Origin of the sequence: Pseudomonas hormoni, from assembly GCF_018502625.1 — a bacterium.
Taxonomy (GTDB): Bacteria; Pseudomonadota; Gammaproteobacteria; order Pseudomonadales; family Pseudomonadaceae; genus Aquipseudomonas; species Aquipseudomonas hormoni.
The window spans coordinates 2471238-2496366 of sequence record NZ_CP075566.1 but is presented as its reverse complement, the minus strand read 5'-3'; the positions used below and the strand labels follow the sequence as shown (position 1 = coordinate 2496366).

At 56.1% G+C, this 25129-nt stretch carries 25 protein-coding genes; 9 read left to right on the top strand and 16 right to left on the bottom strand.

The annotated features are described in order from the left end of the window. Window positions 1-109: 109 nt before the first annotated feature. The 3 genes from KJF94_RS11620 to KJF94_RS11610 form a co-directional block, all read right to left on the bottom strand. The gene (locus tag KJF94_RS11620) at window positions 110-1411 is read right to left on the bottom strand and encodes an NAD(P)/FAD-dependent oxidoreductase (RefSeq protein WP_214383512.1); all 1302 of its coding nucleotides are present in this window, start codon (window positions 1409-1411) and stop codon (window positions 110-112) included. After that, window positions 1408-2496 (bottom strand): polyamine ABC transporter substrate-binding protein, encoded by a 1089-nt coding sequence (locus KJF94_RS11615; protein WP_214383510.1) that lies wholly within the window; start codon window positions 2494-2496, stop codon window positions 1408-1410. Before KJF94_RS11615 ends, KJF94_RS11620 begins: the two co-directional genes overlap by 4 nt. A gap of 147 nt (window positions 2497-2643) precedes the next feature. Continuing rightward, entirely contained in the window at window positions 2644-4002 is a 1359-nt protein-coding gene (locus KJF94_RS11610; protein ID WP_214383508.1) for a glutamine synthetase family protein, read from the bottom strand. Between the two features lie 161 nt (window positions 4003-4163). Between KJF94_RS11610 and KJF94_RS11605 the strand changes: the two genes are divergently transcribed. Both KJF94_RS11605 and KJF94_RS11600 read left to right on the top strand, forming a co-directional pair. Beyond that, a complete protein-coding gene (locus KJF94_RS11605; RefSeq protein WP_214383506.1) occupies window positions 4164-5072 on the top strand; it encodes a helix-turn-helix domain-containing protein in 909 nt (302 codons plus the stop codon). A 64-nt stretch (window positions 5073-5136) separates the two neighbouring features. After that, entirely contained in the window at window positions 5137-5589 is a 453-nt protein-coding gene (locus tag KJF94_RS11600; RefSeq protein ID WP_214383504.1) for a YMGG-like glycine zipper-containing protein, read from the top strand. On the opposite strand, the gene KJF94_RS11595 is transcribed toward KJF94_RS11600, so the two are convergent. The 3 genes from KJF94_RS11595 to KJF94_RS11585 are packed head-to-tail and all read right to left on the bottom strand — an operon-like array spanning window position 5574 to window position 9231. Further along, window positions 5574-6599, bottom strand: a complete 1026-nt coding sequence (locus KJF94_RS11595; RefSeq protein WP_214383502.1) for a DUF2955 domain-containing protein — start codon at window positions 6597-6599, stop codon at window positions 5574-5576. The genes KJF94_RS11600 and KJF94_RS11595 overlap by 16 nt on opposite strands. Beyond that, window positions 6589-7647, bottom strand: a complete 1059-nt coding sequence (locus KJF94_RS11590) for an HlyD family secretion protein (RefSeq protein WP_214384847.1) — start codon at window positions 7645-7647, stop codon at window positions 6589-6591. Before KJF94_RS11590 ends, KJF94_RS11595 begins: the two co-directional genes overlap by 11 nt. Before the next feature lie 57 nt (window positions 7648-7704). After that, window positions 7705-9231 carry an efflux transporter outer membrane subunit gene (locus tag KJF94_RS11585; protein ID WP_214383500.1) on the bottom strand — a complete coding sequence of 509 codons (1527 nt, stop codon included), beginning with the start codon at window positions 9229-9231 and terminating at the stop codon, window positions 7705-7707. A gap of 118 nt (window positions 9232-9349) precedes the next feature. Between KJF94_RS11585 and KJF94_RS11580 the strand changes: the two genes are divergently transcribed. Together KJF94_RS11580 and KJF94_RS11575 are read left to right on the top strand one after the other, a co-directional pair. Further along, window positions 9350-9856, top strand: coding sequence for a transporter suffix domain-containing protein (locus KJF94_RS11580; RefSeq protein WP_214383498.1), 507 nt, complete (start codon window positions 9350-9352; stop codon window positions 9854-9856). Between the two features lie 68 nt (window positions 9857-9924). Next, a complete protein-coding gene (locus KJF94_RS11575; protein ID WP_375379852.1) occupies window positions 9925-10425 on the top strand; it encodes a cupin domain-containing protein in 501 nt (166 codons plus the stop codon). A gap of 159 nt (window positions 10426-10584) precedes the next feature. Here KJF94_RS11575 and KJF94_RS11570 read toward each other — a convergent pair whose 3' ends face one another. Beyond that, window positions 10585-11496, bottom strand: a complete 912-nt coding sequence (locus tag KJF94_RS11570) for an NmrA family NAD(P)-binding protein (protein ID WP_250548272.1) — start codon at window positions 11494-11496, stop codon at window positions 10585-10587. 70 nt (window positions 11497-11566) lie between these two features. Here KJF94_RS11570 and KJF94_RS11565 point away from each other — a divergent pair, with 70 nt between their 5' ends. Continuing rightward, the gene (locus KJF94_RS11565; protein ID WP_214383494.1) at window positions 11567-12487 is read left to right on the top strand and encodes a LysR family transcriptional regulator; all 921 of its coding nucleotides are present in this window, start codon (window positions 11567-11569) and stop codon (window positions 12485-12487) included. 3 nt (window positions 12488-12490) lie between these two features. Here KJF94_RS11565 and KJF94_RS11560 read toward each other — a convergent pair whose 3' ends face one another. Next, entirely contained in the window at window positions 12491-13069 is a 579-nt protein-coding gene (locus tag KJF94_RS11560) for a TetR/AcrR family transcriptional regulator (protein WP_214383492.1), read from the bottom strand. A 151-nt stretch (window positions 13070-13220) separates the two neighbouring features. Here KJF94_RS11560 and KJF94_RS11555 point away from each other — a divergent pair, with 151 nt between their 5' ends. Then, window positions 13221-14432 carry an MFS transporter gene (locus tag KJF94_RS11555; protein WP_214383491.1) on the top strand — a complete coding sequence of 404 codons (1212 nt, stop codon included), beginning with the start codon at window positions 13221-13223 and terminating at the stop codon, window positions 14430-14432. Window positions 14433-14444: 12 nt separating this feature from the next. After that, window positions 14445-15200, top strand: a complete 756-nt coding sequence (locus KJF94_RS11550; RefSeq protein WP_214383489.1) for an SDR family NAD(P)-dependent oxidoreductase — start codon at window positions 14445-14447, stop codon at window positions 15198-15200. A 602-nt stretch (window positions 15201-15802) separates the two neighbouring features. Here the strand turns inward: KJF94_RS11550 and KJF94_RS11545 are convergent. Beyond that, the gene (locus KJF94_RS11545) at window positions 15803-16420 is read right to left on the bottom strand and encodes a helix-turn-helix domain-containing protein (protein WP_214383487.1); all 618 of its coding nucleotides are present in this window, start codon (window positions 16418-16420) and stop codon (window positions 15803-15805) included. Between the two features lie 44 nt (window positions 16421-16464). Between KJF94_RS11545 and KJF94_RS11540 the strand changes: the two genes are divergently transcribed. Continuing rightward, window positions 16465-17160 (top strand): B3/B4 domain-containing protein, encoded by a 696-nt coding sequence (locus KJF94_RS11540; protein WP_214383485.1) that lies wholly within the window; start codon window positions 16465-16467, stop codon window positions 17158-17160. 62 nt (window positions 17161-17222) lie between these two features. After that, window positions 17223-17858 (top strand): LysE family translocator, encoded by a 636-nt coding sequence (locus tag KJF94_RS11535; RefSeq protein WP_214383483.1) that lies wholly within the window; start codon window positions 17223-17225, stop codon window positions 17856-17858. A gap of 546 nt (window positions 17859-18404) precedes the next feature. On the opposite strand, the gene KJF94_RS11530 is transcribed toward KJF94_RS11535, so the two are convergent. The 7 genes from KJF94_RS11530 to KJF94_RS11500 all read right to left on the bottom strand — a co-directional run bounded on the left by KJF94_RS11530 (window position 18405) and on the right by KJF94_RS11500 (window position 24848). After that, window positions 18405-18944 carry a cytochrome P460 family protein gene (locus KJF94_RS11530; RefSeq protein WP_214383481.1) on the bottom strand — a complete coding sequence of 180 codons (540 nt, stop codon included), beginning with the start codon at window positions 18942-18944 and terminating at the stop codon, window positions 18405-18407. 135 nt (window positions 18945-19079) lie between these two features. Next, window positions 19080-19856, bottom strand: coding sequence for an alpha/beta fold hydrolase (locus KJF94_RS11525; RefSeq protein ID WP_214384845.1), 777 nt, complete (start codon window positions 19854-19856; stop codon window positions 19080-19082). A 486-nt stretch (window positions 19857-20342) separates the two neighbouring features. Beyond that, window positions 20343-20591: a DUF2790 domain-containing protein gene (locus tag KJF94_RS11520; RefSeq protein ID WP_214383479.1), complete on the bottom strand. Its 249-nt coding sequence runs from the start codon at window positions 20589-20591 to the stop codon at window positions 20343-20345. Between the two features lie 96 nt (window positions 20592-20687). Next, window positions 20688-21155 carry a cyanase gene (gene cynS, locus KJF94_RS11515; protein WP_017339002.1) on the bottom strand — a complete coding sequence of 156 codons (468 nt, stop codon included), beginning with the start codon at window positions 21153-21155 and terminating at the stop codon, window positions 20688-20690. Between the two features lie 472 nt (window positions 21156-21627). Then, window positions 21628-22278 carry a response regulator transcription factor gene (locus KJF94_RS11510; RefSeq protein ID WP_214383477.1) on the bottom strand — a complete coding sequence of 217 codons (651 nt, stop codon included), beginning with the start codon at window positions 22276-22278 and terminating at the stop codon, window positions 21628-21630. Window positions 22279-22577: 299 nt separating this feature from the next. After that, the gene (locus KJF94_RS11505) at window positions 22578-23915 is read right to left on the bottom strand and encodes an OprD family outer membrane porin (RefSeq protein WP_214383475.1); all 1338 of its coding nucleotides are present in this window, start codon (window positions 23913-23915) and stop codon (window positions 22578-22580) included. A gap of 150 nt (window positions 23916-24065) precedes the next feature. Beyond that, on the bottom strand, window positions 24066-24848 hold the full coding sequence (locus KJF94_RS11500) for a sulfite exporter TauE/SafE family protein (RefSeq protein WP_214383473.1): 783 nt from the start codon (window positions 24846-24848) through the stop codon (window positions 24066-24068). Window positions 24849-25129 lie beyond the last annotated feature (281 nt).

Below are 25129 nucleotides of genomic sequence, written 5' to 3'. Positions count from 1 at the left end.
TAAACCTGCTTGCGAGGTACACATGAAAGAATGCAGGGGGGCCGCTTCGCGACCCAACGGGGATAAATCCCCTCGCCACAAGTAACGCCCTTGCCCCTGCGCCTCGGTTTCAGCCGAGCACTTCACGCAACCGATACCAGAACATACCCAGAGCCAGCAGCGGCGAACGCAACATCGGGCCGCCAGGAAAGGTCATGTGCGGCACGGCGCTGAACACGTCGAAACCTTGGCTGTGTCCGGCATGAATCGCTTCGCCCAGCAGTTTCGCGCACCAGTGGGTCACGTTCAGCCCATGACCGGAGTAACCCTGGGCATAAAACACGTTCGGGTGCTGGCGCAAGCGACCGACCTGCGGAAAGCGATTGGCCGTGATGCCAATCTTGCCGCCCCACTGATAATCAATGCGCACGCTGGCCAGCTGCGGGAAGACCTTGAGCATTTGCGGACGCATGTAGGCGGCGATGTCCGCCGGATCGCGCCCGGAATAATGACAGGCGCCACCGAACAGCAAACGCCGGTCCGCCGAGAGCCGGTAATAATCCAGGCCGACTTTCTGGTCGCACAGCGCCAGGTTTTGCGGGATCAATTGCGCGGCAACCTCAGGCGCCAATGGCTCGGTGGCGATGATGTAGCTGCCCGCCGGAAGCACCTTGCCGCTGAGTTTCGGTTCCAGTTCGTCCAAATGCGCATTGCACGCCAGTACCAGGCTGCCGGCACGCACCGTGCCGCCGGCACAACGAACCTGCACCGTGCTGCCATGAATCAGTTCCAGTACCGGGCTCTGCTCGAAGATTTGCACCCCAAGCGATTGCGCCAGCCGCGCTTCACCCAGCACCAGATTCAGCGGGTGCAAATGCCCCGAGCCCATGTCGACCAGGCCACCGGCATACACGTCCGAGTTCACCACTTGCTCCCGAATCTGCTCCGGCCCGACCAGTCGGGTTTCATGGGCGTAACCCGACTCGGCAAGACTTTCCTGCTCAGCCTTGAACGCCGTGAATTGCGCCTTGGTGTTCGCCAGTTCGCAAAAACCCCAGCGCAGGTCGCAATCGATGTGGTGCTCACGGACGCGCTTGCCCACGAGCTCCACCGACTCGATCCCGGCGCGCTCAAGGTAGCGCACACCTTCTTCGCCGACATGCCGGGTGAAACCACTGACGTCATGCCCGATGCCGCGAATCAGCTGACCGCCGTTGCGCCCGCTGGCGCCCCAGCCGATCCGCCGGGCCTCCAGCATTATCACCGAGAGCCCGCGCTGCGCCAGTTCGATGGCGGTGTTGACCCCGGTAAAACCGCCGCCGATCACGCAGACATCCGCCACGAGGTCTTCGGCCAGCGCGGGGAAGGGTGCCAGCGCATTGGCCGACGCGGCGTAATAGGAGCGCGCATGTTCGTTGCTGTACTGGTTCATTTGTTGGACTTCACTTTGCTCCAGGAACGGGTCATCAGACGCATGATCGCCTGGGGCGGGGTGGTCGATATGTAGAGTTTGTCGAGAACGGCCTGAGGCGGGTAAACCTCGGGATTGTTGACCAGTTCAGCGTCCATGTATTGCTTGGCGGCGGGGTTCGGGTTGGCGTAGCCGACCGAGGCGCTGACCTTGGCGATGACTTGTGGGTCCAGCAGATAGTTGATGAAGGCGTGAGCCTCTTTCGGGTTGCTGGCATCGGCAGGAATCGCCAGCAAATCGAACCACAAATTACTGCCTTCCTTGGGGATCGCGTAAGCGATGTTCACGCCGTTCTTGGCTTCCTTGGCGCGGTTGGCGGCCTGGAACACATCACCCGAGTAACCGAAGGCCACGCAGATGTCGCCGTTGGCCAGATCCGACACGTACTTGGAGGAGTGGAAGTAGGTGATGTAGGGGCGGATGCTTAACAGCTTGGCTTCGGCTTTCTTGAAGTCTTCCGGGTTCTCGCTGCGTGGGTCCATGCCCATGTAATTGAGGATGGCGGGGAACACTTCGTCCGCCGAGTCCATCATCGACACGCCGCACTGACTGAGTTTCTTGATGTTTTCCGGCTCGAACAACACGGCCCAGGAATCGATGTGGTCAATGCCCAGCACTTGTTTGACCTTGTCGACGTTGTAACCGATGCCGTTGGTGCCCCACAGATACGGCACGGAGTGTTCATTGCCCGGATCGTTCTTCTCCAGCAGCGCCAGCAGTTTCGGGTCGAGGTTCTTGAAGTTCGGCAACTGCGCGCGATCGAGCTTGAGGAACGCACCGGCCTTCACCTGGCGAGCGAGGAAGTGGTTGGACGGCACCACCACGTCATACCCGGTACGGCCGGCGAGCAATTTTCCCTCAAGGGTTTCGTTGGAATCGAAGACGTCGTAGATCACCTTGACCCCGGTTTTCGCCTGGAAGTCGGCGAGGGTGGTTTCGCCGATGTAATCGGTCCAGTTGTAGACGCTGACCTGTGGTTGAGCGTGCGCAACAGCGCTAAACAAGACTGCCAGCGCGGCCGGAACCACGGATTTCAATAGACGCATATCGACACCTTTTGTAGTTATTGGATTCCTGTAGGAGCGAGGCTTGCCCGCGAAGGCGGACTACCAGTCAACGGTGATGTTGAATGTGCTGGCCTCTTCGCGGGCAAGCCTCGCTCCTACAAAGAAATGGGTGATCTCGTGTGGTTTTCAGACGCTGAGCAGCAGGAACTCGCGCTCCCACGAGCTGATCACCCGCTTGAAGTTCTCGTGTTCCGCTCGCTTGACCGCGACATAACCGCGGACAAACTTGTCGCCCAGATAACGCCCGATGGTTTCGCATTCTTCCATCTGCGTCAGCGCGTCCTCGATGGTGATCGGCAGACGCAGGTTGCGTCGCTCATAGGCCCGGCCCTGCACCGCAGCGCTCGGCTCGATGCGCTCGACCATGCCCAGGTAGCCGCACAACAGGCTGGCAGCGATGGCCAGATACGGGTTGGCATCCGCGCCCGGCAAGCGGTTTTCCACGCGCATCGCCTCGGGGCTGGAGGTCGGCACGCGCAGGCCGACGGTGCGGTTTTCCTCACCCCATTCGACGTTCACCGGTGCGGAGGTGTCGGGCAGGAAGCGGCGGAACGAGTTCACGTTGGGCGCAAACATCGGCAGCACTTTGGGGATGTATTTCTGCAGGCCGCCAATGTAGTGCAGGAACAGCTCGCTCATTTGCCCGTCGGCATTGGCGAAGATCGGCTTGCCGGTGGCGATGTCCACCACACTCTGGTGGATGTGCATGGCACTGCCCGGCTCGTCGCCAATCGGCTTGGCCATGAACGTCGCCGCGACGTTGTGCTTGAGCGCTGCTTCACGCATGGTGCGTTTGAACACGGTGATCTGGTCGGCCAGGTCCAGCGCGTCGCCGTGACGGAAGTTGATTTCCATCTGCGCCGGGCCGTCTTCGTGGATCAGCGTGTCGAGGTCCAGGCCCTGCAACTCGCACCAGTCGTAGACGTCTTCAAACAGCGGGTCGAATTCGTTGGCAGCGTCGATGGAAAACGACTGGCGACCGCTTTCCGCCCGGCCCGAACGGCCCATCGGCGCCTTGAGCGGCAAGTCCGGGTCTTCGCAACGCTGGGTCAGGTAAAACTCCATTTCCGGCGCGACAATCGGCTTCCAGCCTTTATCGGTGTACAGCTGCAGGACTTTCTTCAGCACGTTGCGCGGCGACAGTTCAATCGGGTTGCCGAACTTGTCGAAGGTGTCGTGGATCACGATCGCGGTAGGCTCGATGGCCCATGGGATCACGTAGACGGCGTCGGAAACCGGCTTGCACACCATGTCGATGTCGGCCGGGTCGAGCAGGTCGTAGTAGATGTCGTCGTCGACAAAGTCCCCGGTTACCGTTTGCAAAAGCACACTTTCCGGCAGGCGCATGCCTCGCTCATGCAGGAACTTGTTGGTGGGTGCAATCTTGCCGCGTGCGATGCCGGTCAGGTCGCTGACGACACACTCGACTTCGGTAATCTTGTGATCTTTCAGCCACGTGAGTAACTGATCGAAAGGGGCATTCATAAAGACCTCGTTATTGGTTTTATTAACGCCGGGGAGGGTGGTTTCATCCGCCACACACTTCCCCTGGGACGCGTTGACGACTATCTTGGGCGAGCCTTGACGTTCCATCTATCCACTTTCAGCAGCACCAAAACGCACCAAACGAGTGCGTAAGGTCACCCATGACAGCGTGCAATCCATTACAGGTCCAAGCGTTCAACACCGCCGATGTCGCCGAGCAAATCCGCGCCACACCGGGTTGGGTCCAGCATTACCAGCAGATGTCGCCGGGGCATTTTGCCGGGCGAGTGCGGTATCTCGACCTGCAAGGCGTAGAGATTTACGAGGAACACATGAACACCCGGGTCGAGCAGAATTTCAGTGCGCCCGAGGGTTCACTGGCGTTCTGTTTCGATCGCAGCGACAACGCGCTGTACGTGTTGAATGAAGAAAGCCGCAACATCTGGATCACGCCGGAGAACTATCAGGAAATCGCCGTGGTGTTCGGGCCTGAATTCGTTCAGCGACACGGCCTGAATGTCGCCAGGCTCGAAGGGCTGTTCATGGCGCCGCTGAATTCGGGGCAGAACGCGCTGTTCAGTCGCTGGCTGAGCGGAACCTTGACCCGGTTGGCGCAGACCCTCGATCCACCGAGCAAAGAGGCCTTGACCCAGCAGTTGCTGGAAGACTGTCTGTACATCCTCGACAACGCCTGTGTCTGTCTGGACCGCGGCGGTTTGCAGCGCCGCGCTGAAGAGCGGGCGGTGATGAAACGCATCGGCGAATGGGCGGCCGATTCCCCGGAAGAAACCCTGAATTTGCTGGAGCTGTCCCAGGTGGCCGGGGTTTCACTGCGTCAGTTGCAGCACGCGTTCAAGGCGTACACCGGAATGACGCCGACCCATTGGCTGCGCCTACGCCGCCTCAACAGCGCCCACCGCGAACTGCTCAGCCGCTCGCCTATGGAAACCACCGTGGCCGAAGTGGCGATGCAGTGGTCGTTCTGGCATTTGGGGCGGTTTTCCAGCAGTTATCGCGCGCTGTTCAAAGAGTTGCCGAGCGAAACGCTGAAACGTAGCCGTCAGTCTTAAGTCGGGGGAGGGCGAGCGGGGGTGATCTACACTTTTGATGGCTGAGAATTGCCCGGAGGTCATCATGAACAGGTTGTCTTCCCTTGGTCTGTGTGCCGCGCTGTCGATTGCCGCCTCGCAGGCATGGGCCGAAACAGTGGTCCCGATGAACGGCCAGACTTCGCAACAAACCCAACTGGACATCGACGCCTGCCACAACGTCGCCGCCAGTCAGACTTCAACGACGCCGCCGCCATCCGGTGGTCGCCTGAAAGGTGCGGCAGCGGGTGCCGCTGCCGGAGCCGCTGGCGCTCAGGTTCGCGGGCGCCAGCACGATGAGTTTTATGACCGCGTCGATGACGACGTGAAGCAGGATTATCGGCAGAACCGGGCCAAAGAGACGGCCGCCGCCGGTGCGGTGGTGGGGGCATCGCGTCAACGCCAGGAGCGCCGGGCGCAGCAGAAAACCGCCGCTTCCACCAGCTCGACGGCCTACACCAGTTGCCTGCAAGGCAAGGGTTATCAGGTTAATCCCTGAGCGCGTTTTGGCGGTCGCTGGTCCAGCAGATAAACCATCAGGCAGGCATACAGTGTCACCAGAATAAACAGCCCCATGCGCACGGCGAACGCGGTGTAGACGTCCTTGCCCGCGAGGCTGTCCTGCACCGACTGACCGAGCAGGATAATCATCGTGATCAGGCTGTTGAGCCAGAATCCCGGGCTTAAGCTGGTCGGGCTCAGCGCATAGAGCTTGCGCGCCAGGATCAGACCGAACAGCAGCATCCACAGGAAAAACATCCAAAGGTGCACAAACAGGCTGAGCGCACTCCAGAACAGCACCGCCAACACGCCGGCCAGCAGGGTCGAACCGACCAGTTCGCGGCCGGCGTTCCGGGCCGTTGTGGAACTCTGCTGACCCAGGCCGACCGCCTTCAGAATGATCGGCAGGTAGCTTGCCGGATCGATCAGTGCCAGCAAAAACGCCGGCAGCACGATCAGGGTTGCACGCAGCGCAACCCGGCTGACTTCTTCCGCCGGTAACAGCGGGGCAGCGGGTGGCGACGGCGCGTTGGGCGGGTCGGGAAACAACCAGTGACTCACCGTCACCACCATCACGGCGAGGAGCAATCCTTTGACCAGCGCACCGATAACCATCGCCGCGAGGTCGAACTCGGCGATACCGGCCGAGGAAATCATGGTCAGGCCGATCACCAGGAAGGTGACGATCAGGTTGTTGCCGCCGCGCAATCCATAGCAAAAAACCAGGAAAAGACATACGCCGATCAGCAGTACACCGCTGACCGGGTAGTAACGCAGGATCGGAATCAACAACAGGCCGACGCCGGTGGTCAACATCGCAACTACGGCCAGAACAATTCCGGCCTTGAACGGCAAAGGGCGGTTGACGGTGGCGAGGAGCAACAGCGCAAGCACCGGCGCGATAAAGGGTATCGGCAAGCCCAAACCGAAACTCGCTGTGAGACACAACGCAGTGCCAGTGGCCAGACGCAGTGCGCGTTGAGCCCGAGGCGTGCGTTTAGTAGGCATAGGACAGCCAGCTCATCAGGCCAAGAAACAGACGGCCTAGCGGGTTCAACGGATTGCCTTGGGTAGGGAAGGCCATGACCTCAGCCTGGCCGCCGGCACGCATCGCACGACTGTCGCGTAGCCGCGCTTTGGATTCCTCGGAAAACTCGATGATCACTGGAAAACGCTGGGCCGGACGCAACCAGTCGCGGCTGTTCTGCACACTGGGCAACGTACCGGGTGCCGGCGTCTGACCGACACTGACGCCATAGCCGACACTGCGCACGCGCCCGTCGAACACTTCGCCCGGCATCGCATCCAGAACGATCGCCACCGGCGTATCGAGCCTGACCAGACCGAGGTTGTTCTCGGTCATGTCGGCACTGATCCAGACATCGTGGATGGCGATCAGGGTCATGACCGGAGTACCGACGGCGGCGAATTGTCCGGCATCGGTGCGCAGGTCGGTGATCAAACCCGCCGAACGCGCGCGAATCTGCGTATTGGCCTGGTCCAGCTCGGCTTTCGACAACGCCGTGGCGGCACTGCGCAGCAGTGCGTTATCTTCCTCGCTGCCACCTTCCTGCTCACGCGCACGCTGGACTTCGGCCCGGGCGGCGGCGACCTGGCTGACGGCTTGTTCGCGGTTGGCACGAGACACTTCGAGCAGGCGCACGGAAATGGTTCCGGGGTCATCGCGATACAGCCCCTCAAGACGCTGATTGTCCTGGCGCGCCTTGAGTTCGTTGGCCTGGGCGGCGCGCAAATTGGCTTGTGCCGAGGCAATGCCAGCGGTGCTGGCGCCGATTTGTCGGCGTGTCGATTCGAGGTCTGCGCGTGCACGGTCGACGGCGATTTGATACGGCTGGGGATCGACCTCGAATAGAACGTCTCCGGCCTTGACGTCCTGGTTGTTGCGCACGTTGACGCGAATAACCCGACCGGCGACTTCCGCGGCCACCGGAATGACAAAGGCGCCCACCCGGGCCTGTTGGGTATAAGGCGTGAACCGGTCAGCCGACAGGTACCAGGCCAGACTCAGGACGATGACCAGCGACACCCATTTGATGCCTTTTTTCGCCGGATCGGCGGGCGGCTCGGGCGCTTTGGGGAGGGCGGGGCGGCTTCACTCATGGTCTTTTACCTTTTTGGCTTGCGCAGCTGAAGGCTCATCCAGCAGATCGCCCCAGTCCGTGCGTTGCTCCATTTGCCGGCGGGTCGCCGCATCGATTTTCGGCAGCGCGCTGTACCAGCCACCGCCCAAGGCCTTGTACAGGGCGATCACATTGCTCACGGCATTGCTGCGGCTGACCAGGTAATTGTCCTGTTGCTCCAGCAAGGCGCGTTGCGCATCCAGCACCCGCTGGAAATCCGAATAACCTTCACGGTATTGCGCACTGGCCAGCACCAGTGAGCGTTTGGCGGCGACTTCGGCCTCACTCAGGATGCGTTCGCGCTCAAGGGATTTGATCAAACCGCTGGCAGCATCATCAGCCTCGCGTGCCGCCTGGCGAACCTTGTCGCGGTAAGCCTCGATCAACTGCTGCAACCGCGCATCCTGGATACGTACGTTATTGCTGATCTGGCCATGGTCGAACAGGTTCCAGCGCAGGCTGGGGCCACCGATCAAGTCCAGGCTCCTGGAGGTGCCGTTCAGCGTGTCGGCCGACCAGACGATGCTGCCGAGCAAGGTCAACGATGGGTAGAAATCGGTTTCGGCGACGCCGATCAGCGCCGATTGGGCCGCGACATTAAGTTCGGCCGCGCGCACGTCGGGCCGACGCAGCAGTAGATTGGCGGGCACATCCTGCAGCACGGCGCGGTCTACCAACGGAATCAAACCTTCATTTTCAAGCAACTGCGGTAGCGCACCGGGTGGCTGGCCGATCAACACCGCCAACGCATTACGGGTACGCAGCACCTGGTCTTCGAAGCTGGGGATGGTGCTCAGGGTGCCCAGGTATTGAGTCTTGGCCTGTTGCAGGTCGAGCTCGGCTTGCTGGCCGCTGTTGAACAGTTTTTCGGTGATCTCGAAATTACGCTGTTGCTGCTTGGCGTTTTCCCTCGCAACGCGTAAACGCGCCTCGGTGGTGCGCAACGAAAAGTAGGTGTCCGCCACTTGGGCACGCAGCAGGACGAGCACATCTTCATAGTTGGCCTGTGCGGCGAAGTAACCGGCATCGGCCGATTCGATGGCACGACTGAAGCGACCCCAGAAATCCAGCTCCCAGCCAACGTCGAACCCGGCGCTGTGTTGCCAGAAATGGCTGTCCTGCGGATTGTTCCCGCCGGATTGCCTGCGGTTGAAGTACAGACTGTCGACGCTGGCTTGCTGCAATTGCGGGTAGCGTCCGCTTTGAGCGATACCCAGTTGGGCTCGGGCCTCCATCACTCGCAGACCGGCAATCTTCAGATCCGAATTGTGGGCATCCGCTTCGGCAATCAGGCGATCGAGTACCGGATCGCCGAAGACTTGCCACCACTGCCGCAGATCAGGATGCAGGTCGCGCTGGCTGGATTGCTCAAGGGCAGGGGAGCTCCAGTGGTCAATCCACGCTTGCTTCGGTGACTGAAAATCCGGCCCCAGGCGCACGCAACCACTCAGGCCGAGCACGCCCAGCAGGAACAGTTGGCCTGATCGCGTCAAATGCATGCATGTTTTCCAGTCCATTAAGTTCACAGGAGCATAGACGCCCTGATGATCAACTGACTGCTAAGCTTTTCAAGCGTCATCACATTTCAATCTGACCCGTCAAAAAGGAACGAGAGCCATGAATGCACCGAATACCGCTGGATGGCGCTTCAAACTGGGCATCGCGATCATATGCCTGATGCTCGGCTCATGGCTGATGGTGCCCATCGTAGCGGCAGCGGGTATGTCGGGTTCGAGGATCGCGGCGCTGACAGGCGTTCTGTTTATCAGTAACAAGGTGCTGCTGATTATCGTCATCGCGGTCATGGGCAAGGCGGGGTTTCAGCAGCTAAAAAGCAGCATATTTGGCTACGTGTCTTCACTGGCACCGACAGTCGACACCGAAGTTGGGCCGTGGCGTCATCGGATCGGCGTGGTGATGTTTTGTCTGCCGCTGGTTTCGGCATTTCTGGAGCCCTACGTCGACAGTGTCTGGCCTGGACTCAGGCCGAATATCTGGCAATTGCAGTTGTTGGGCGACCTGATGTTGATCGGCAGCTTTTTTGTACTGGGCGGAAATTTCTGGGAGAAGGTGCGCGCATTGTTCATTCGCACAGCAAGGGTCGTGAACACAAGTGCGGTGTGATGATTGAATAAATTAACTAAAGGGCTATTGAGTATAGCTATTTGCCATCAAGGTATATGGAGCAACAAGTGCGGCTAAACAGTGAAGCAATCGTGACGGCGCTTGACCTGGAACCGCACGTTGAGGGTGGCTACTACCGAAGAACTTTTCAGGCGGATCAGCAACCTCTGGTCGAGACGGTTCGTGGTCAACGTTACCTGATGACGTCCATTTATTACCTGTTGACCACAGATTCTCCAATTGGCCAGTTTCACTTTAACCAATCCGATATCGTGCATTACTACCATCTGGGCGATGCCATTCGGTACAGCCTGATTTTTCCGGACGGCGAACTGAGAACTGTCGTGATGGGCAGCAACGTCATCGCTGGAGAATTATTGCAGCTGCATGTACCGGGCGGCATCTGGAAAGCTTCGCAGCTTTTGAATGGATCGGCAGGATTCGGTTTGATCAGTGAGGCAGTATCGCCAGGATTTGATTTCGCGGATATGCAGATGGGCGACAGGCAAAAGCTCTGTGGGGAGTTTCCCGAGCATTCGGCATTGATTGAACAGCTGACAATAGAATGAGGGCTGAGGGGAAATCAGCTGTGAGGTGAAGACTAGAGCACGCATTTACTCTGATGTCTTATTGTGGGTTGAGGCGGCAGTTCACCAGCCTCAACACGGAGCCTCCCACCAAGACGCCAATCTGCCTGAACGGCATGGGAAGGAACGAAGAACAAATAGTTAGAGAGCGAAAGCCACCCGTAGAATACCCTCAAGATCTTTCGGCTTGCGTCCCAACAGTTTTTCAAGTGTACGACTGCTCTGGTCGAAAGCGCCTTTATCGATGGCATTACCCCAGCCGCTGAGGAATTTTGCGAGCGATGTTGGCCAGCCATCAGCCTCTCGAGCGGCGATGAATGCTTGAGCGGAAATTGGTTGGTAATCAACCGGCTTCCCCGTCAGTCGAGCCAACCCGTCAGCGATGTCCTGGAATGACCACGTCTGTCCCGCATTCAGCAGGCAAGTGCTGTTTTCATACCCTGTTTCGGTTAACAGTGCGGCACCGGCCTCTGCCAGCTCGGCAAAAGTGGCGAAGCTAGCTCGACCTTGACCTGCTGGGGCGCTGAAGTCTTCTTTTGCCGCATTGGTGCCGATGAGGAAGGGCAAATCGTCGGCGTATAGCGGATGTTGAATAATCGTGTACGTGAGGCCCGACTTCTTAAGCAATCGCTCGGTAGCTATATCGCTCTCCGTCACTCCTTCAATAGGTGCCAGCTCATCGTTGACCCGTTGAATACTGGTGTAAACCACATGGCGAACACCCGCCCGGCCGGCAGCAACGATCACGTTTTTATGTTGGGCAAGACGATCACTGAACGCTACGGCTGACACCAAGTAGATTTTTTCTATTCCTTCGAATGCCGCCACCAACGAATCGTAATCGGTGTAATCCCCGTAGCGCACTTCTATACCTAATGCAGCCAGAGGCTCAGCCTTTTCAACATCACGTGCCATTGCCACAACATCTGATGCTGGGATTTTTTGAACCAGTGATCGCAAGACAGCATTGCCCAATCTACCTGTCGCGCCAGTAACGAGAATTTTTGCCATGATGCTTTTTCCAATCTTGATAACCAGGAGGAAGCCCATCATGACCAAAGCTTCAAAGATAAATTAGTCTTCAATAGGTAGAATTAGCTTCAACCAAAAGTTGGAGATGATCGTGGAAACCCTAGGTAATCTTGAATCCTTCGTCCGTGCCGCGGAAGCCAGCAGCTTTTCCGAAGCCGCACGGCGCATGGGAGTTTCCGCAGCCGCTGTCAGTAAAAATGTGGCGCGCCTTGAAGCCAATCTAGGTACGCGGTTGTTCCACCGCAGCACGCGAAGTCTCACCCTCACCGAAGCGGGAGAGTTGTTTTACCAACAGGTCGCAGAAGGCCTGGAAACCATCCAGGGGGCCATCAACCAGATAGGCGAAGCCAGAGAAGTCCCCGCAGGACGATTGCGGGTCAATTTGTCACCGTCTTTGGCTTACGATTATGTATTGCCATTGCTCAAGACCTTCAAGCAGCGTTACCCCGCTGTGGTGCCAGATTGGCATTTAGAAATCCGACGCGTGGATTTGATAGGTGAAGGGTTTGATGTCGCTATTGGTGGCGGCATGGAATTGTCACCTGGTGTTGTGGCACGAGAACTGGCCAAACTTCATCTCGTGGCTGTCGCTGCTCCGTCATGGCTGGAAGGCAAGCCGCTACCCACTACGCCCAGCGAGTTGCAGGGGGTTGATGGCATCGTCATGCGTTCGACCAACTCAGGGCGTTTGTTGAACTGGACGCTTCGTGATTCCGGGGAAGGGCGGTTTGACCTCAATCTAAAACCAGCAGCCATCATGAACGACCCAGAAGCGCTGTGTAGCTGTGCTGTGATGGGGCTAGGTATCGCGCTGCTACCCTTGGATCGCGCCTGGCCTCGCTTGCAACGCGGTGAGCTGATTCGATTATTGCCTGATTGGTATGTAGATCTAGGCGTGGTCTCGGTTTACTACTCTTCCAAAAAATCTTTGCCGGCCAAAACTCGGGTATTCATCGATTTTCTGTTGGAACATTTTCAGAAATCGCTCTGCCAACACTTCCGTGCCGATTGACGCCTACGGCAATTGTGCTAGCAAAATGTCCGCTACACGCCGCAATTCAGCTTTGCTTGCCCCGGCTTTAGCTTGTACAGCCATGCCCTGAGTCACCGTCATTACGTAACGTGCCAGGTCTTTTGGCACGACGCTTGGCGGTAGATCTCCCTCATCCTTGGCTTGTTGCAGACGTACGGCCAAAGCCTTTTCGGACTGCTTGCGGCGCCGGACAAGCTCCAGGCGGACGGGCTCCGAGGGCTCAGTGCAGGCGATCGCGCCATTGATGCCAAGGCAGCCTTTTGCAGTTTCCTGCGCAGTTTGCAGATTGATCGAGCCACTCAGGATCGCCCCAATTACGGCTTTTGCTTTGGGCAATGCAAGCGATTGCCCCATGAATCCCATGTAGAGCGTTTCGTAGCGGTCAAGCGCTTTGAAGAATAGCTCCTCCTTGTTACCAAAAACTGCATACAAGCCGGGGCGAGCGACGCCGGTCGCTGCGCTGAGGTCTGCATAGGATGTGCCTTCATAGCCCTTGCTCCAAAATTCGGTCAGAGCTGCGTCAAGTGCATCGTCGGGGCTAAATTCTCTCTGCCGTCCCATATCGATTCCTGAAAAAAAGACGTTTCATTATCCGCCATAAACTTCGTGGATGCCTAGAAAAAATACAGATCGTTACTGAATCTGTTGACTCTGGCTCTGGCTTTCAATACCGTTCGTTAGCATAACGATCGGTATTTATTAGAGCCTTTCCATGCCTTCATCCTGCGAGAACATAGAAAGTCCACCGACAACCTGGCAGGCTTGGCTGGCCGTTCTCTCGGTCGCCGCGGGTACATTCCTGCTGGTCACCAGTGAGTTTTTACCGATAGGCCTCCTGACGCCGATAGCAGACAGTCTCGATATCACCAAAGGAATCGCCGGCCTGAGCGTCACTACTCCAGGCTTCGTCGCGGCGTTCGCAGCTCCTGCTTTGACATTGCTGGCGGGGCGTCTGGATCGCCGCTTGAAGCTGTTGTGCATGACCGTGCTGATTTGCGTGTCGAACCTGATCGTCGCATTCGCAAGTGACGTGACACTGCTGTTAGTAGGGCGGGTATTTCTAGGCGTGGCAGTTGGTGGCTTCTGGACGTTTGCCGTATCCGCGGGTCGAAGGCTGATCCCACACGCATCAGGTGCTCGTGCTACCGCTCTGATTTCAGCGGGCATATCGATCGGCATGATTCTCGGCGTTCCAGCCGGATCCCAACTCGGCGAGTGGCTGGGCTGGCGCCAGGCATTTCTGGCAAATGCAGGGTTGGGGATGATTGTGCTGATGAGCCAGCTGGTGTTGGTGCCCTCTTTACCGGTCCATCAATCCATTGGTCTTCACCATTTGCGCGCCTTGTTTACCGTCACGCAGGCACGGCTGGGCTTGCTGACCACGCTGTTTCTCTTCGCTGGGCAATTCGCTGGCTACACCTATTTGGAACCTTTTCTGAAAACGTTCACGGGTGTCGATCAATTGACCCTGACTCGCTTGCTTTTCACCTATGGCCTATTCGGCATTGCCGGAAATTTCTTTGCCGAAATAGCAGCTGACAAAAGCATTCGCCGAGCGTTCATCGCTATGTCGGTGTTGTTAGGAACAACCATTTTGCTCGGCGGATTGCTCGTGCTGGGCCCTCTGTCCGCTTACCTGTTCTCGGCAGTATGGGGCTTCGCTTTTGGCGCGATCCCGGTATGTATGCAGATCTGGATGTACCAAGCCGCTCCCGACAATTACGAAAGCGGTGCCGCTCTGTTTGTGAGCGTGGCGCAAATCGCGCTAGCCCTGGGCGCCTTAAGCGGTGGACTGATGATCGATTGGATTGGGCCCAGCGACACACTGATTGTTGCCGGGGTGCTCTGTTTGATCGCTGCGTTGCTGCTGGATGGTTTGAGCAAAGATTCGAAAACCAATCCCATCGTTGTACCCATGAAGTAGAGAAGGTGTTCCATGAGCAAGATTTTCACCGGCAAGGTTGTACTGATTACCGGCGGTTCCCGCGGTCTTGGCGCTGCCACTGCACGGGCGTTCGCTGACGAAGGCGCCGATATCGCAATCACCTATGTCGAGTCCGAAGGCAAGGCGTTGTCGGTAGTGGCGGATCTACAGTCGAGAGGCGTCAAGGCCCGTGCGATCAAGGCGGATCAAGGCGCCCCTGAAACAGCTGACGCATTGATGGCAGAGGTGGTTAAACACTTCGGTCGACTCGATGTGTTGGTGAACAACGCAGCCGTAGCCTGGCAAGGCAAGACTCTGGATGACCCAAGTATTGACAACGATGCAATGGATCGCCAATGGAAAATCAACGTCGCAGGCGTGGTCGCCAATATCAGGGCCGCAGTGAAGCATCTGCCAGAAGGCGGTCGCATCGTTTCAGTGGGTTCCGGTCTCGGTACCCGTGCCGGATTTCCTGGAACTGCTGACTACGCCGCCACCAAGGCCGCTGTAATTGGCTACTCGAAGGGTGCCGCCCGCGATTTGGGTGCACGCAACATTACGGTCAACGTCGTCCAGGCAGGCCTGATGGCTACAGACATGGCTGCTGCCTCGAAAGATGGTTTGCCACCAAGCCTGATGGATGTACATGCCATTCGCCGCATGGCGACCGTCGAAGAAGTTGCAGCGGGTATCTTGTTCCTGGCGGGACCAACAGCCAGTTACATCACCGGCTCCGTGTTGGATGTGAACGGCGGCTACCTTGCTTAATTCGTAGGTCGAGCTGTCGTAGACGAACGCCGAGGCGATGCGCTGCTCAAACGATCAATTGAGCGGCGCATACGCTCTGCTGGACGTGACATTTGGAGTGCCGGCTGTAACTGAGCCAGTTCTCAGATACGTTGAATGGAGCAGAGAGGGCGTGACCAAATAATCACAAGGGTTGGCCATCCTTGATGGTTTGAAGCTTTTAGAAGAAGTGTCCGCTTTTGGCGGCAGTCACTCCGGAGTCATCATCACAGCCAAAGTCATTTTGATGAATTCTTCGTTTCAGTCTATCGCAGCCAGGGCTCCACGAATGTTGTCTGTCACTTCAGTCGAACCGCGACTCTCTACCCAAGTTGAAAGCTCCAATATGGCAGACTCCAAGGCAAGCTGATTTTCGTTGATCTTAAAAAGCAGGGACGGCAGCAGATCTGAGTTTGGCATTGCATTTCCTCTGTGGAGAAGAAAGCGTAGCAGTCTGTGGTGTCGATAGGTTGGGGCGTGCAGCCAGACATGCCAATAGGCGCGACTATCAACGCTAGGAGTCCTCTTTGACCGTGGCAAAGGGCCGCAAACATCCCGAAGCAGATACGCGCCATCCGATGTCCTTATATTTCGGGGGCGGAGAGATGTAATTCTGTTACAGACATGGTGAATATCAGCTTGGATTTCCCGCCGTTGGAATAGGAATGTGGAACATCGGTTTTTGCTACGGCAGAACAACCTTCTGAAACGGATAACTCGGTCTCACCCACTGTGAGCTTGAGAATTCCTTTCTCCACGTGAAATAGCTCAACAGTGTCCTGAGGGTGTCCTGATGAAGCGAATGTCTCGCCTGGATACATCTCCCATCGCCATAGTTCAATCATGTTCGGGCCAGTGGTCCCTGCAAGCAGGCGTGCTGTTCCCCCCAAACTACCGGTCCATAACGTGGGGATGTTCTGGCGCTCAATGAGGTGAGCGGATGGGGCGTCGGACACGTTGACGACATCCGCAACAGAAAGGCCCAAGGCACCTGCGATTTTGCAAAGAATCGCGATGCTTGGGTTGGCAGTGCATTTCTCGATCTCGACTACCATGCCTTTGCTTACACCGGAGAGACGGGAAAGCTCGTCCAGAGTGATTCTCCGCTTCTTTCGCTCCTGTTTGAGCTTGCGGGAAACCGCTTCGCTAACCGTCTGAACGTCAGCGCCTGTATTGGTCGATATATTGACTATTTTGGTCATTGATCCCTAGTATGCAGTGAAATTTAGGTTGAGGGGATTCTCTGATGCTGTCCGTACTACCGTCAATTGACCAGCATGTAGTCCAACTGGCGCCTGAGTTCAGAGCGCTGAGTATTGTGGTCGAAGCTGCCCCGATCGCCAATCCGGATATTGGCAAAGATGCTTTGGCTCGAGCCTGCCAATCGGTTTCGGCGGGTGGCGTACTATGGGCTGAGGCTCACCTGACAGCTTGGGCGGATCTTTTCCGAGCGTTCGGTGCCAAGCCGCAGCGCACACCTTGCTCGGCTGAAGCTCTGCGCAAACGGGTCCTGCGTGATGGCAGCCTGCCGAGTATCGATCCAGTGGTTGATCTCTACAACGCGATTAGCATTGAGTATGCAGTCCCTGTCGGCGGTGAAAACGTTGAAGCCTATGTGGGCTTACCGCGACTTTCTGTTGCTGATGGATCGGAACCGTTTGACACTATGAGAGAGGGCTCCGCTGCCCTTGAGTTTCCTGAGCCCGGCGAAGTTATTTGGCGGGATGATAAAGGTGTGACTTGTCGTCGTTGGAATTGGCGGCAAGGCGTGAGAACACGGCTGAGCGCAGATGCAAAGCATATGTGGTTTATTCTGGAGAGTTTGCCGGCCATGCCCCTTGAAGCGTTAACGGAAGCGGGTGACAAGCTGATCGAAGGTTTGCAACTAATGATGCCCGGTGTGCAGATTGAGAGTGTGCTCATCGGCCCAGGAGCCAACTAATGAATAAGCGAGACGGCACAGGCTTCTTCTGACGGGCATCTAACTTTGCTAAGGGGCTTTCAATGTCGTTTGATTCTCACCATCTGCTGCTCGTATTCACCGCCTATATCGTTGGAGCGGCGAGTCCAGGACCTAGCAATATGCGGATCATGGGCGTCGCGATGCACCAAGGCAGGCAGCCAGCGCTGCTTCTTGCGGCAGGCGTTATCAGTGGTTCGTTTTTTTGGGGATCGATGGCCGCTACGGGTGTCTCAGCCATCCTGGCACAGTACGCGCAAGCGCTCGGTGTCTTGAAAGTGGTCGGAGGGGGCTACCTGTTATTCCTCGCCTTCAAGGCTGGTCGATCGGCGCTTACTTCCGATGAGCATCTAGGGAAGGGGATAGCGGCTGCGCCGAGAGTTTCCGGCTTCAGCCTCTACCAGCGCGGATTGCTCATGCATCTTACAAACCCCAAAGCGTTGCTGGGTTGGATTGCGACTATGACGCTCGGGTTGGGGCCGGAAGCTACGCCAACAACGGTTGTGATTATTCTGGCTGGATGCGCGATGCTGAGTGTCACTATCTTCTGTGGCTATGCGATCGTCTTTTCCACCGAACCCATGATCAGGGGGTATCGCAGGGCGCGCCGATACATCGAAGGTACCCTGGCCATAGTGTTCGGAGCCGCTGGGATAAAGTTGCTGGCCTCCCGCACCTGACACGCTCTTGATCCAAAGAAACATAAGGTCGTGATGATTGTCCAAGCCGCTGTTCAGCCGAACCGCTGAGCATCCGCTTTTGGCCGATTGCCGCCTGTCGTGACGGGTAGGAATCGACCCAATTGCCAATTGGAGAAATGGGGTAGCCGAGCTGAGTTTCGAAGGCCATGGCGGAAAGATCGAGGTCCGGTGAACGCTGGAGCAGGGCACAATTTTCCGCGTGAATTGCTCATTCGCCATAACCATGGTTAGATTTTTAACTACCAGCGAGCAGAGCCTACGGCGGCGGGCTTTTATGGGGCGAATAGTGCCGCCACCTGACCGACCCATCCTTGTCCTCCCTCAACGTGAAGGACAAGACGTGAACACAATCATTAGAAGTACTCATTTGCCCTGGAACAATGCAAAACTTGGCGGGCAGAAAGCCCCCGCTCCGAGTAGGAGATATCTGGGCCACCCGGGTAAGTCTTCAGCATGCTGAAGATATGAGATTTGGTGATCTTCTACTTGGCCATCGATACCAAGCTGAGTGCATGCGACGGTCAGTTATTCGGAGTACTTTGTGAAGATCAGGTCCGTCGCAGGGGGCAATTTCGTATGGCAAGCGAAGCAGCCATTGATGATCTTTTCACTGGGGTTTGGCTTGCCGTTTTCAAACTGCCCGTAACCCCATCCGCCTGTACTGGCGTAACGCTTGGAGTCTTTGACTTCGATCTGGACGTTCGTGGGCTCGCCCGCGATGAAAGACTGGTCTCGACCAAACACAGCATTGTTTTGCGCGGAGGATTCATATTTATAAGCGAGTCGAGCGATGATAGTGCCATCTGGAAATGGAAGATTCCCATCCCTAAACGCTTTCATGGCGACATCATTTCCCAGAATTACACGGATGTCAGGTTTATCACCTTCTTCATGAGCAATGCTGACAAATTGCCAGTTCCGGTAGCCCGGTGGGAGTGTCACACCGAAAACTGGCGATCCCTCTGCGGCTGGACCAGGGGTTGAATCAGCGGATGCAACAATTGAGAAAGCTAACCCGCAGAGAATACTGGCGGTCGCGGTTAGAACGAGCAATTTTGAAGTCATCACAAATTCTCCAACGATGCGTGTACGCAGTTTTGTCGACTACATTGTCGAGGGTCTGCAAGTGCATCCGGCCTTTCGGCCAGATGCAAGTTGAACGAATGCCGCGACCGTTCCAATGACGGTTGCAAGCAATCGTCATTTGGCAGTGGCAGCCGCTTCAATCAGGCTGGCAACGACCTTCGGATTGGACACCATCACGACATGGGACGCGCCTTTGACCGCCACGGTCCGTTTGGCATGCGCTCGTTCAGCCATGAACGCCTGGGCTTGCGCAGGGATGTTTTTGTCCTTGTCACCGTAAACGAACCATGAAGGAATGGTTTTCCACGCTGGCTCGCTCGACTTTTCGTTGAGCGCCTCTACGGTCACAGGGCGTTGGGTCGCAGCCATCACCTTGGCGTCGGCGTACGACACATCCGCGGCGAACTGATCGTGAAACTTGTCCTGTTGGATGTAGAGGTCCTTTCCACCGTCGGCCAATTCAACCGGTGGCGCCAGGGTTGGGCCAAGTGTGTTACCTGGGAAGCGACCCGCCAGGTCTGCGGTGGACTCACCTGCCTCGGGTGCAATAGCTGCGACGTAAACCAAGGCTTTGACGTTGGCATTTCCATAGGCAGCTTCGCTGATGACCGGACCGCCATAAGAGTGCCCGACCAAGACGATTGGAGTCTTGATGCTCGCCAACACATCAGCTACCGACTGTGCGTCACCCTTGAGCGAGCGAAGAGGGTTGGAGGCCGCGATTACCGGATACCCATCTTTTTCAAGAATTTTTACCACACCGTTCCAACTGCTGGAGTCGGCGAAGGCGCCATGCACCAACACAACGGTTGGTTTGACCGGAGCGGCCATTGCAGCGGTCGAACTGATCATTGTTGCTGCGAGAGCAAGCCCTGCAAATAACTGTTTCATCGAATGTTCCTGTGTATAGAAGATTGACGCAGTCAGGTAAATTTGAAACGGGTGCAGAACCGTCTGCGCCTTCATTGGTAGGGAGCTGGCGCAACGTCTATAGAGCGTTTCAGAACCTTTTTTACGCCATCAAGAAGCCCACGGGTCATCGAGCACAGACATCTATACCTGTAACGAATCGATCGACTGCGTGGATCATGGTCTGCTTGTATCTATTGCGTGAGAACGACCAAAAAGAACAATCTAATATTTCACTGTGTGAAATGGCCGAAGTTTCAGCGCTTAAATTCGATTGCCCTCTTACTGGCCTAGCGCTTACGCCATAGTGATTTCTTCCCAATCAGGCGCTTGTATCACGCAGCAACGCTGGTAGGGCGAGCGGGTACTGCGCAGGTCGTCAGGTGTGCTATCAGCGATTTTTCAAAAAGCCTTCAATGAGGTGTTTTTATTTTCATAATCCTCGAGATCTTATGATTAGATTACGCCTCAATTAGTGCATCCGGTGCCAATGACGCGGTATTCCAAGATGTGTACTTCGCCGTGCGAGTCGTTGTATGTCATTCGCACTGGTGTGGGTCCGCAGACATCAGCTGTCGGTGAAGTTTTGACCACCTTAGCTACGTCGAGATGCATTCCGTATTTATAAGTGTCAACGGCTGGAGCTGCGTTGGCTTCTTGTGTGTATGTTGATAACGAGGCCGTAACGGACAAGACGAGAAACAGGAATTTTTTCATGAGATTGATCTCCAGTTTGACGGGTGTGGACTCGCAACCTTTAAAAGGTGTTTAGTTGGCCCGCATGGACCACGGGCCGTAATGTCTGCTGTACTTTCAGAAAGGGCGCAGCGGCAGAAACTTACCGTCAAGGGTAATCACCGCACGGTGGCCACCTTCTGGATCTTCAACTTTCTGCATATTTAGCTTGAAGTTGATTGCGCTGATTATGCCGTCGCCGAACTGCTCGTGGACCAGAGCTTTCAGCGTAGTTCCGTAGATCTGGATCATCTCGTAGAAACGGTAGATGGTTGGATCACTTGGGACCCCTGACAAACTTCCGCGTAGTGGAATGATTTGCAGCAAAGCCACGCTCTCGGAGTTCAGGCCGAGTTTTTGGCCGATGATTCTGGCTGCGTCTGCTGGCAGCGGTTGCTGACCCAGGAGGGCTGCGGTGACGTAAGCCAGGCCCAATCCGGTACCGTTTGACAGGTCCTGCCATGACAGGTTTCTGCTTGCTTTGGCTTGCAGAATCTCGGTCGTCAATGCAATGCTGACTTCGTTATAAACGTGTGACTGTGTCATGGCATTTCTCCAGTCGAGATAATTTAACTGATGATTTGGATTAGTGTCATTTTAGTATTAGGTGATCATTGCCAAAACTGTTGGTAGTGTTTGAGCCTCCATTCAAATTCGCCGAACTTGTTCTGTATTAATTGGAGCTGGTCGCTTCTGTCGCTGGTGTCTACTGGTGCAGTGTTTTCGTTTGCTTGAACACAGCATAGGACTGCCGCAGTTGATAAGCACTTCGACATAAGGTCGAATTTTTTAGCGCGTGAGTGGTAGGGACTAATACTGGAGTATTAGTGGTGGGCATCGAGATTTTGATTTTTTAATTGTACCGGACGATTTGCCGGCGTTCAGCTGGGCGAGATTTGGTGGAGTATGAGTGGGAGGGATAGGAGAGCGGACGGACGGTGGCACTGATGCAGATAGGCAGTTGCCTGACACTCCATGAGCGTATTGCTTCTAAGTACACAGTACGCATGAAATTGATTCAGTGCTTACCTCCTATCCCTAGCGATTCAGCCATTCGTACCAGATCAGCAAACGACTTCGCCTTCATTTTTTTCATCGCGTTACCACGGTGAATTTTGACAGTGACTTCACTGATAGAGATCTCGCCGGCGATCTGTTTGTTCATCAGGCCCTTCACGGCATAAGCCATGACTTCGCGTTCCCGCGCAGTCAGTGACTGGTAACATGCATGCAATCCGGCATCCTCCTTGGCCAGTTCACGGCGCTTTGTATCTGTCCTGAGTGCAGCCGATACCGCGTCCAGGAGGTCCTGGTCGCGAAATGGTTTGACCAGGAAGTCTAGGGCGCCAGCCTTCATCGCTTTAACAGACATCGCGATGTCGCCATGCCCGGATATGAAGATGATGGGCAACTTATTCGCTGACTCAAGCAACTCTCGCTGAAAATCCAGGCCACTGGATCCTTGGAGGCGGACATCCAGCACCAGGCAGCACGGTGCTTGAGGGTCGGGGCGGCGAATGAATTCGGCCGCGGAGGCGAACGTCTCGACCCGCACATCCATCGAGCGGAAAAGACTGTTTAATGCGATGCGCACGGACTCATCATCATCAACAACGAAGACTATGGGTCCATTATCAAGAGGCGAATCAGAGAGAGATTCTTGACTCACATGTGCTCCTCCCAGGTAGGTAACGACAAGTGGAAAGCGGCGGTGTCTCCTGGCTCAGAAACCACCCATGGTCTAAGGCTCGAGTACAAGGCGGGAAGCCTTACTGTGGAATCTGTCATTGACTGCAAGTCATTGATGAGCAAATGGCTGATCACCTGGCGCAATTGGATGTGGTCTCCCTACGACTTCGACGCCATCGCAATCATATCTAAGGTCTAGCACAATACTCTTGCGAGGGCGGCGCGAAGAGGCAAACGGCTTGGGGAGGTTTCCTTGAAGATCGTGACCGCCGTGGGTATCTACAAAGAATGGCTGTAGTTGAAAATAAGGCGGGTTTGATCTTGGTTTGCAACCGCAGCGTTGTCACTACGATAGGTGCCATGGCGCAAGGTAGTCCCAAAGCCTTTCAACGGCCCAGCTTGGATGACGTAGTCGACCCTCATGTCACGCTCCCATTCCGAAAGATCGCCTCCACCGTTGATACCTTTGATGTTATCGCCTTTGAGGTAGGCGACCGATGCCTTCAGCCCAGGCACATTCAGTTTTGAGAAGTCATAGGAGTACTGACCAAAATTGGTTTGCTCACCTGCCCGGGAAAAGTTGCCGACAATGGCATCGGTAAACAGATAGAACGCCGTACCTCCGTTCCCCTCCGGTCGATTCCGGCCGTCTACGACGTTGCCCTGGTTGAGCCATACAAACCCTCCGTCGTCGCTGACACTTTCGTGGCCCAGCATGAACGCATGACCTCCAAGGCTATAGGTAAACATGGCACTCCAGGTTTTGTTATCCACTTCTCCAGGTGTTTTGGCATAACCTCCGTTGTTATTGAAACGGTATCCGATCTCGCCGTTTTTTCCGTCGGAGCTACTGTCGAAGTAGCGCAGATCGGTCTTGAATGACTGCTCATTGCCTAAAGGAAGCAGGTGAACCAGGCCAAGGAAGTCCTGTTTGTAATAGTTCTCAAGTCTGGCGAAGTAGTACTGAAGCATCAGATCCTTGGTTATTTTCCAGTCACCGCCTGCGAAGCGGAAGTCGTTTGAATCCTTCGTGCCGCCTGCAACTGCCAGTCCGGTAGAGTTACTTGTAGCTCTACCGGAGGACTGATCAATTTTGCCAGCGGTGAGCGTAAGGTCGTCGATTTCCTTGGACGTGATGATGCCGCCGCCGAAGTTTTGAATGACTAACCGCGAATCCGTGGCAACGAGTATCGGCAGGCTGGGCGTAAGTACATTGCCTACAGCGACCTCGGTTTTTGAGAAGCGTGCTTTGACGTTGGCGCCGGCTCGGCTCCATGAATGAGAGGCCGAGCCATCGGTGTCGCTAGGGAAGAACGTATTGGCGTCGGGGTGATGGCCTTTACCGCCATCCAGATGAATGGCAACCAGCGAGGACACGTCGAGGCCAAAACCGACCGTGCCTTCAGTGAAGCCCGACACGAACCCGAACTTGAGCGCGGTGGCCGCTTCACGCTGGTCGGCTCCACCGTCGTGGTTGTCATTGTTGTAATACATGGTGCGAGAGCTGAGAGTCGTCTGACTGTCCTCGAAGAACCCATGCGCCTTGGTGTCTGCGGCATTGGCCCCGAATGTGACGCTCGCGAGCATGATCGCGGCGGGCAAAGTTTTTCTTTTCATAAAAGCACCTGAGTCGTCGGCGCTGATTGAAAACTGATCCGCTCTGCCGTTATGAACATGACACGGGACGGATGACTTTTTTTTGCAATTGTGGAAAGCGTAGCAGTTCAGACGATAAGGCAGTGCCGAGCATGCTCACAAGCAGACGAATCACGTCAAAAAGTCTATTCCCACCAACACCAGCATCAGGGCGAATAGCAGTTTCAGGATCCTGGGTGACAGTCTATGTGCCAGGTTCGCGCCAAACGGGGCGAAGACCATACTGGTCAGTGCAATGCCGATCACTGCCGGCAAGTAGACAAAACCGAGGCTGTGTTCTGGCAGCAATGGATCGTGCCATCCAAGAATCATGAAACTGATCGTGCCCACCACTGCTGTTGGGAAGCCGCAAGCGGAGGAGGTCGCCACCGCCTGCTGCATGGTCAGGCTGCGCCAGGTCAGGAACGGCACAGTCATGGAACCACCGCCAATGCCAAAAATCGCAGACGCCCAGCCGATCACCATGCCGGCCAGAGTCAGGGCAGGTTTGCCAGGCAAGCCACGGGTGACTTTGGGTTTGAAGTCCAGAGCCATCTTGATCGACACCACAATGGCAAAAATGCCAATGATTTTTTGCAAATGCGGACCGGCAATGAAGCTGGCGGTGACTGATCCCAAACCGGCTCCGATCAGAATGCCGACCGTCATCCATCCGAATACCTTCCAATACACCGCCCCCGTACGATGATGGGCTCTGACAGACAGGATGGTTGTAAAGATGATAGTTGCCAGCGAAGTGCCAACCGCCAGATGAGTCAGCACCGAACCGTCAAAGCCCTGTAGGGTGAAGCTGAACACGAGGACCGGGACGATGATGAGGCCGCCGCCGACCCCAAACAGACCAGCCAGCACTCCAGCGCATGCGCCAAGAGCCAGATAGAGCAGAAATTCCACGGCAGTCTCCAAAAATCATGGCGTGTTGTTGAGGCGGCTATTCGCTTTGACAACGTGCGATATCGAGTGCATATGGGCAGTCGACACGCTAATCGCGTCGACGGGCCATCTTCCCAGTTGGCATGAAAGTCAGGAATTACCAGCTTTTACAATCCAGCATTTCAGCGGCTGCAATGGTCGGGACGTTGGCGAAGTTGATCGAAGGTTTGATGTGGAGATGACGGTATGACACAAGCGCCATTCGGGTGCGGTCTCGAAGCAGTGCTCAATCTCGTCGGCGG

What these genes read in the sequence shown, in the direction of transcription:
- KJF94_RS11530 (WP_214383481.1), bottom strand. Translation starts at nt 18,944, where the DNA reads ATGACTTCAAAATTGCTCGTTCTAACCGCGACCGCCAGTATTCTCTGC.
- KJF94_RS11610 (WP_214383508.1), bottom strand. Translation starts at nt 4,002, where the DNA reads ATGAATGCCCCTTTCGATCAGTTACTCACGTGGCTGAAAGATCACAAG.
- KJF94_RS11540 (WP_214383485.1), top strand. Translation starts at nt 16,465, where the DNA reads ATGCTGTCCGTACTACCGTCAATTGACCAGCATGTAGTCCAACTGGCG.
- KJF94_RS11555 (WP_214383491.1), top strand. Translation starts at nt 13,221, where the DNA reads ATGCCTTCATCCTGCGAGAACATAGAAAGTCCACCGACAACCTGGCAG.
- cynS (WP_017339002.1), bottom strand. Translation starts at nt 21,155, where the DNA reads ATGACACAGTCACACGTTTATAACGAAGTCAGCATTGCATTGACGACC.
- KJF94_RS11600 (WP_214383504.1), top strand. Translation starts at nt 5,137, where the DNA reads ATGAACAGGTTGTCTTCCCTTGGTCTGTGTGCCGCGCTGTCGATTGCC.
- KJF94_RS11525 (WP_214384845.1), bottom strand. Translation starts at nt 19,856, where the DNA reads ATGAAACAGTTATTTGCAGGGCTTGCTCTCGCAGCAACAATGATCAGT.
- KJF94_RS11505 (WP_214383475.1), bottom strand. Translation starts at nt 23,915, where the DNA reads ATGAAAAGAAAAACTTTGCCCGCCGCGATCATGCTCGCGAGCGTCACA.
- KJF94_RS11605 (WP_214383506.1), top strand. Translation starts at nt 4,164, where the DNA reads ATGACAGCGTGCAATCCATTACAGGTCCAAGCGTTCAACACCGCCGAT.
- KJF94_RS11560 (WP_214383492.1), bottom strand. Translation starts at nt 13,069, where the DNA reads ATGGGACGGCAGAGAGAATTTAGCCCCGACGATGCACTTGACGCAGCT.
- KJF94_RS11595 (WP_214383502.1), bottom strand. Translation starts at nt 6,599, where the DNA reads ATGCCTACTAAACGCACGCCTCGGGCTCAACGCGCACTGCGTCTGGCC.
- KJF94_RS11550 (WP_214383489.1), top strand. Translation starts at nt 14,445, where the DNA reads ATGAGCAAGATTTTCACCGGCAAGGTTGTACTGATTACCGGCGGTTCC.
- KJF94_RS11535 (WP_214383483.1), top strand. Translation starts at nt 17,223, where the DNA reads ATGTCGTTTGATTCTCACCATCTGCTGCTCGTATTCACCGCCTATATC.
- KJF94_RS11545 (WP_214383487.1), bottom strand. Translation starts at nt 16,420, where the DNA reads ATGACCAAAATAGTCAATATATCGACCAATACAGGCGCTGACGTTCAG.
- KJF94_RS11585 (WP_214383500.1), bottom strand. Translation starts at nt 9,231, where the DNA reads ATGCATTTGACGCGATCAGGCCAACTGTTCCTGCTGGGCGTGCTCGGC.
- KJF94_RS11580 (WP_214383498.1), top strand. Translation starts at nt 9,350, where the DNA reads ATGAATGCACCGAATACCGCTGGATGGCGCTTCAAACTGGGCATCGCG.
- KJF94_RS11615 (WP_214383510.1), bottom strand. Translation starts at nt 2,496, where the DNA reads ATGCGTCTATTGAAATCCGTGGTTCCGGCCGCGCTGGCAGTCTTGTTT.
- KJF94_RS11620 (WP_214383512.1), bottom strand. Translation starts at nt 1,411, where the DNA reads ATGAACCAGTACAGCAACGAACATGCGCGCTCCTATTACGCCGCGTCG.
- KJF94_RS11570 (WP_250548272.1), bottom strand. Translation starts at nt 11,496, where the DNA reads ATGATGGGCTTCCTCCTGGTTATCAAGATTGGAAAAAGCATCATGGCA.
- KJF94_RS11520 (WP_214383479.1), bottom strand. Translation starts at nt 20,591, where the DNA reads ATGAAAAAATTCCTGTTTCTCGTCTTGTCCGTTACGGCCTCGTTATCA.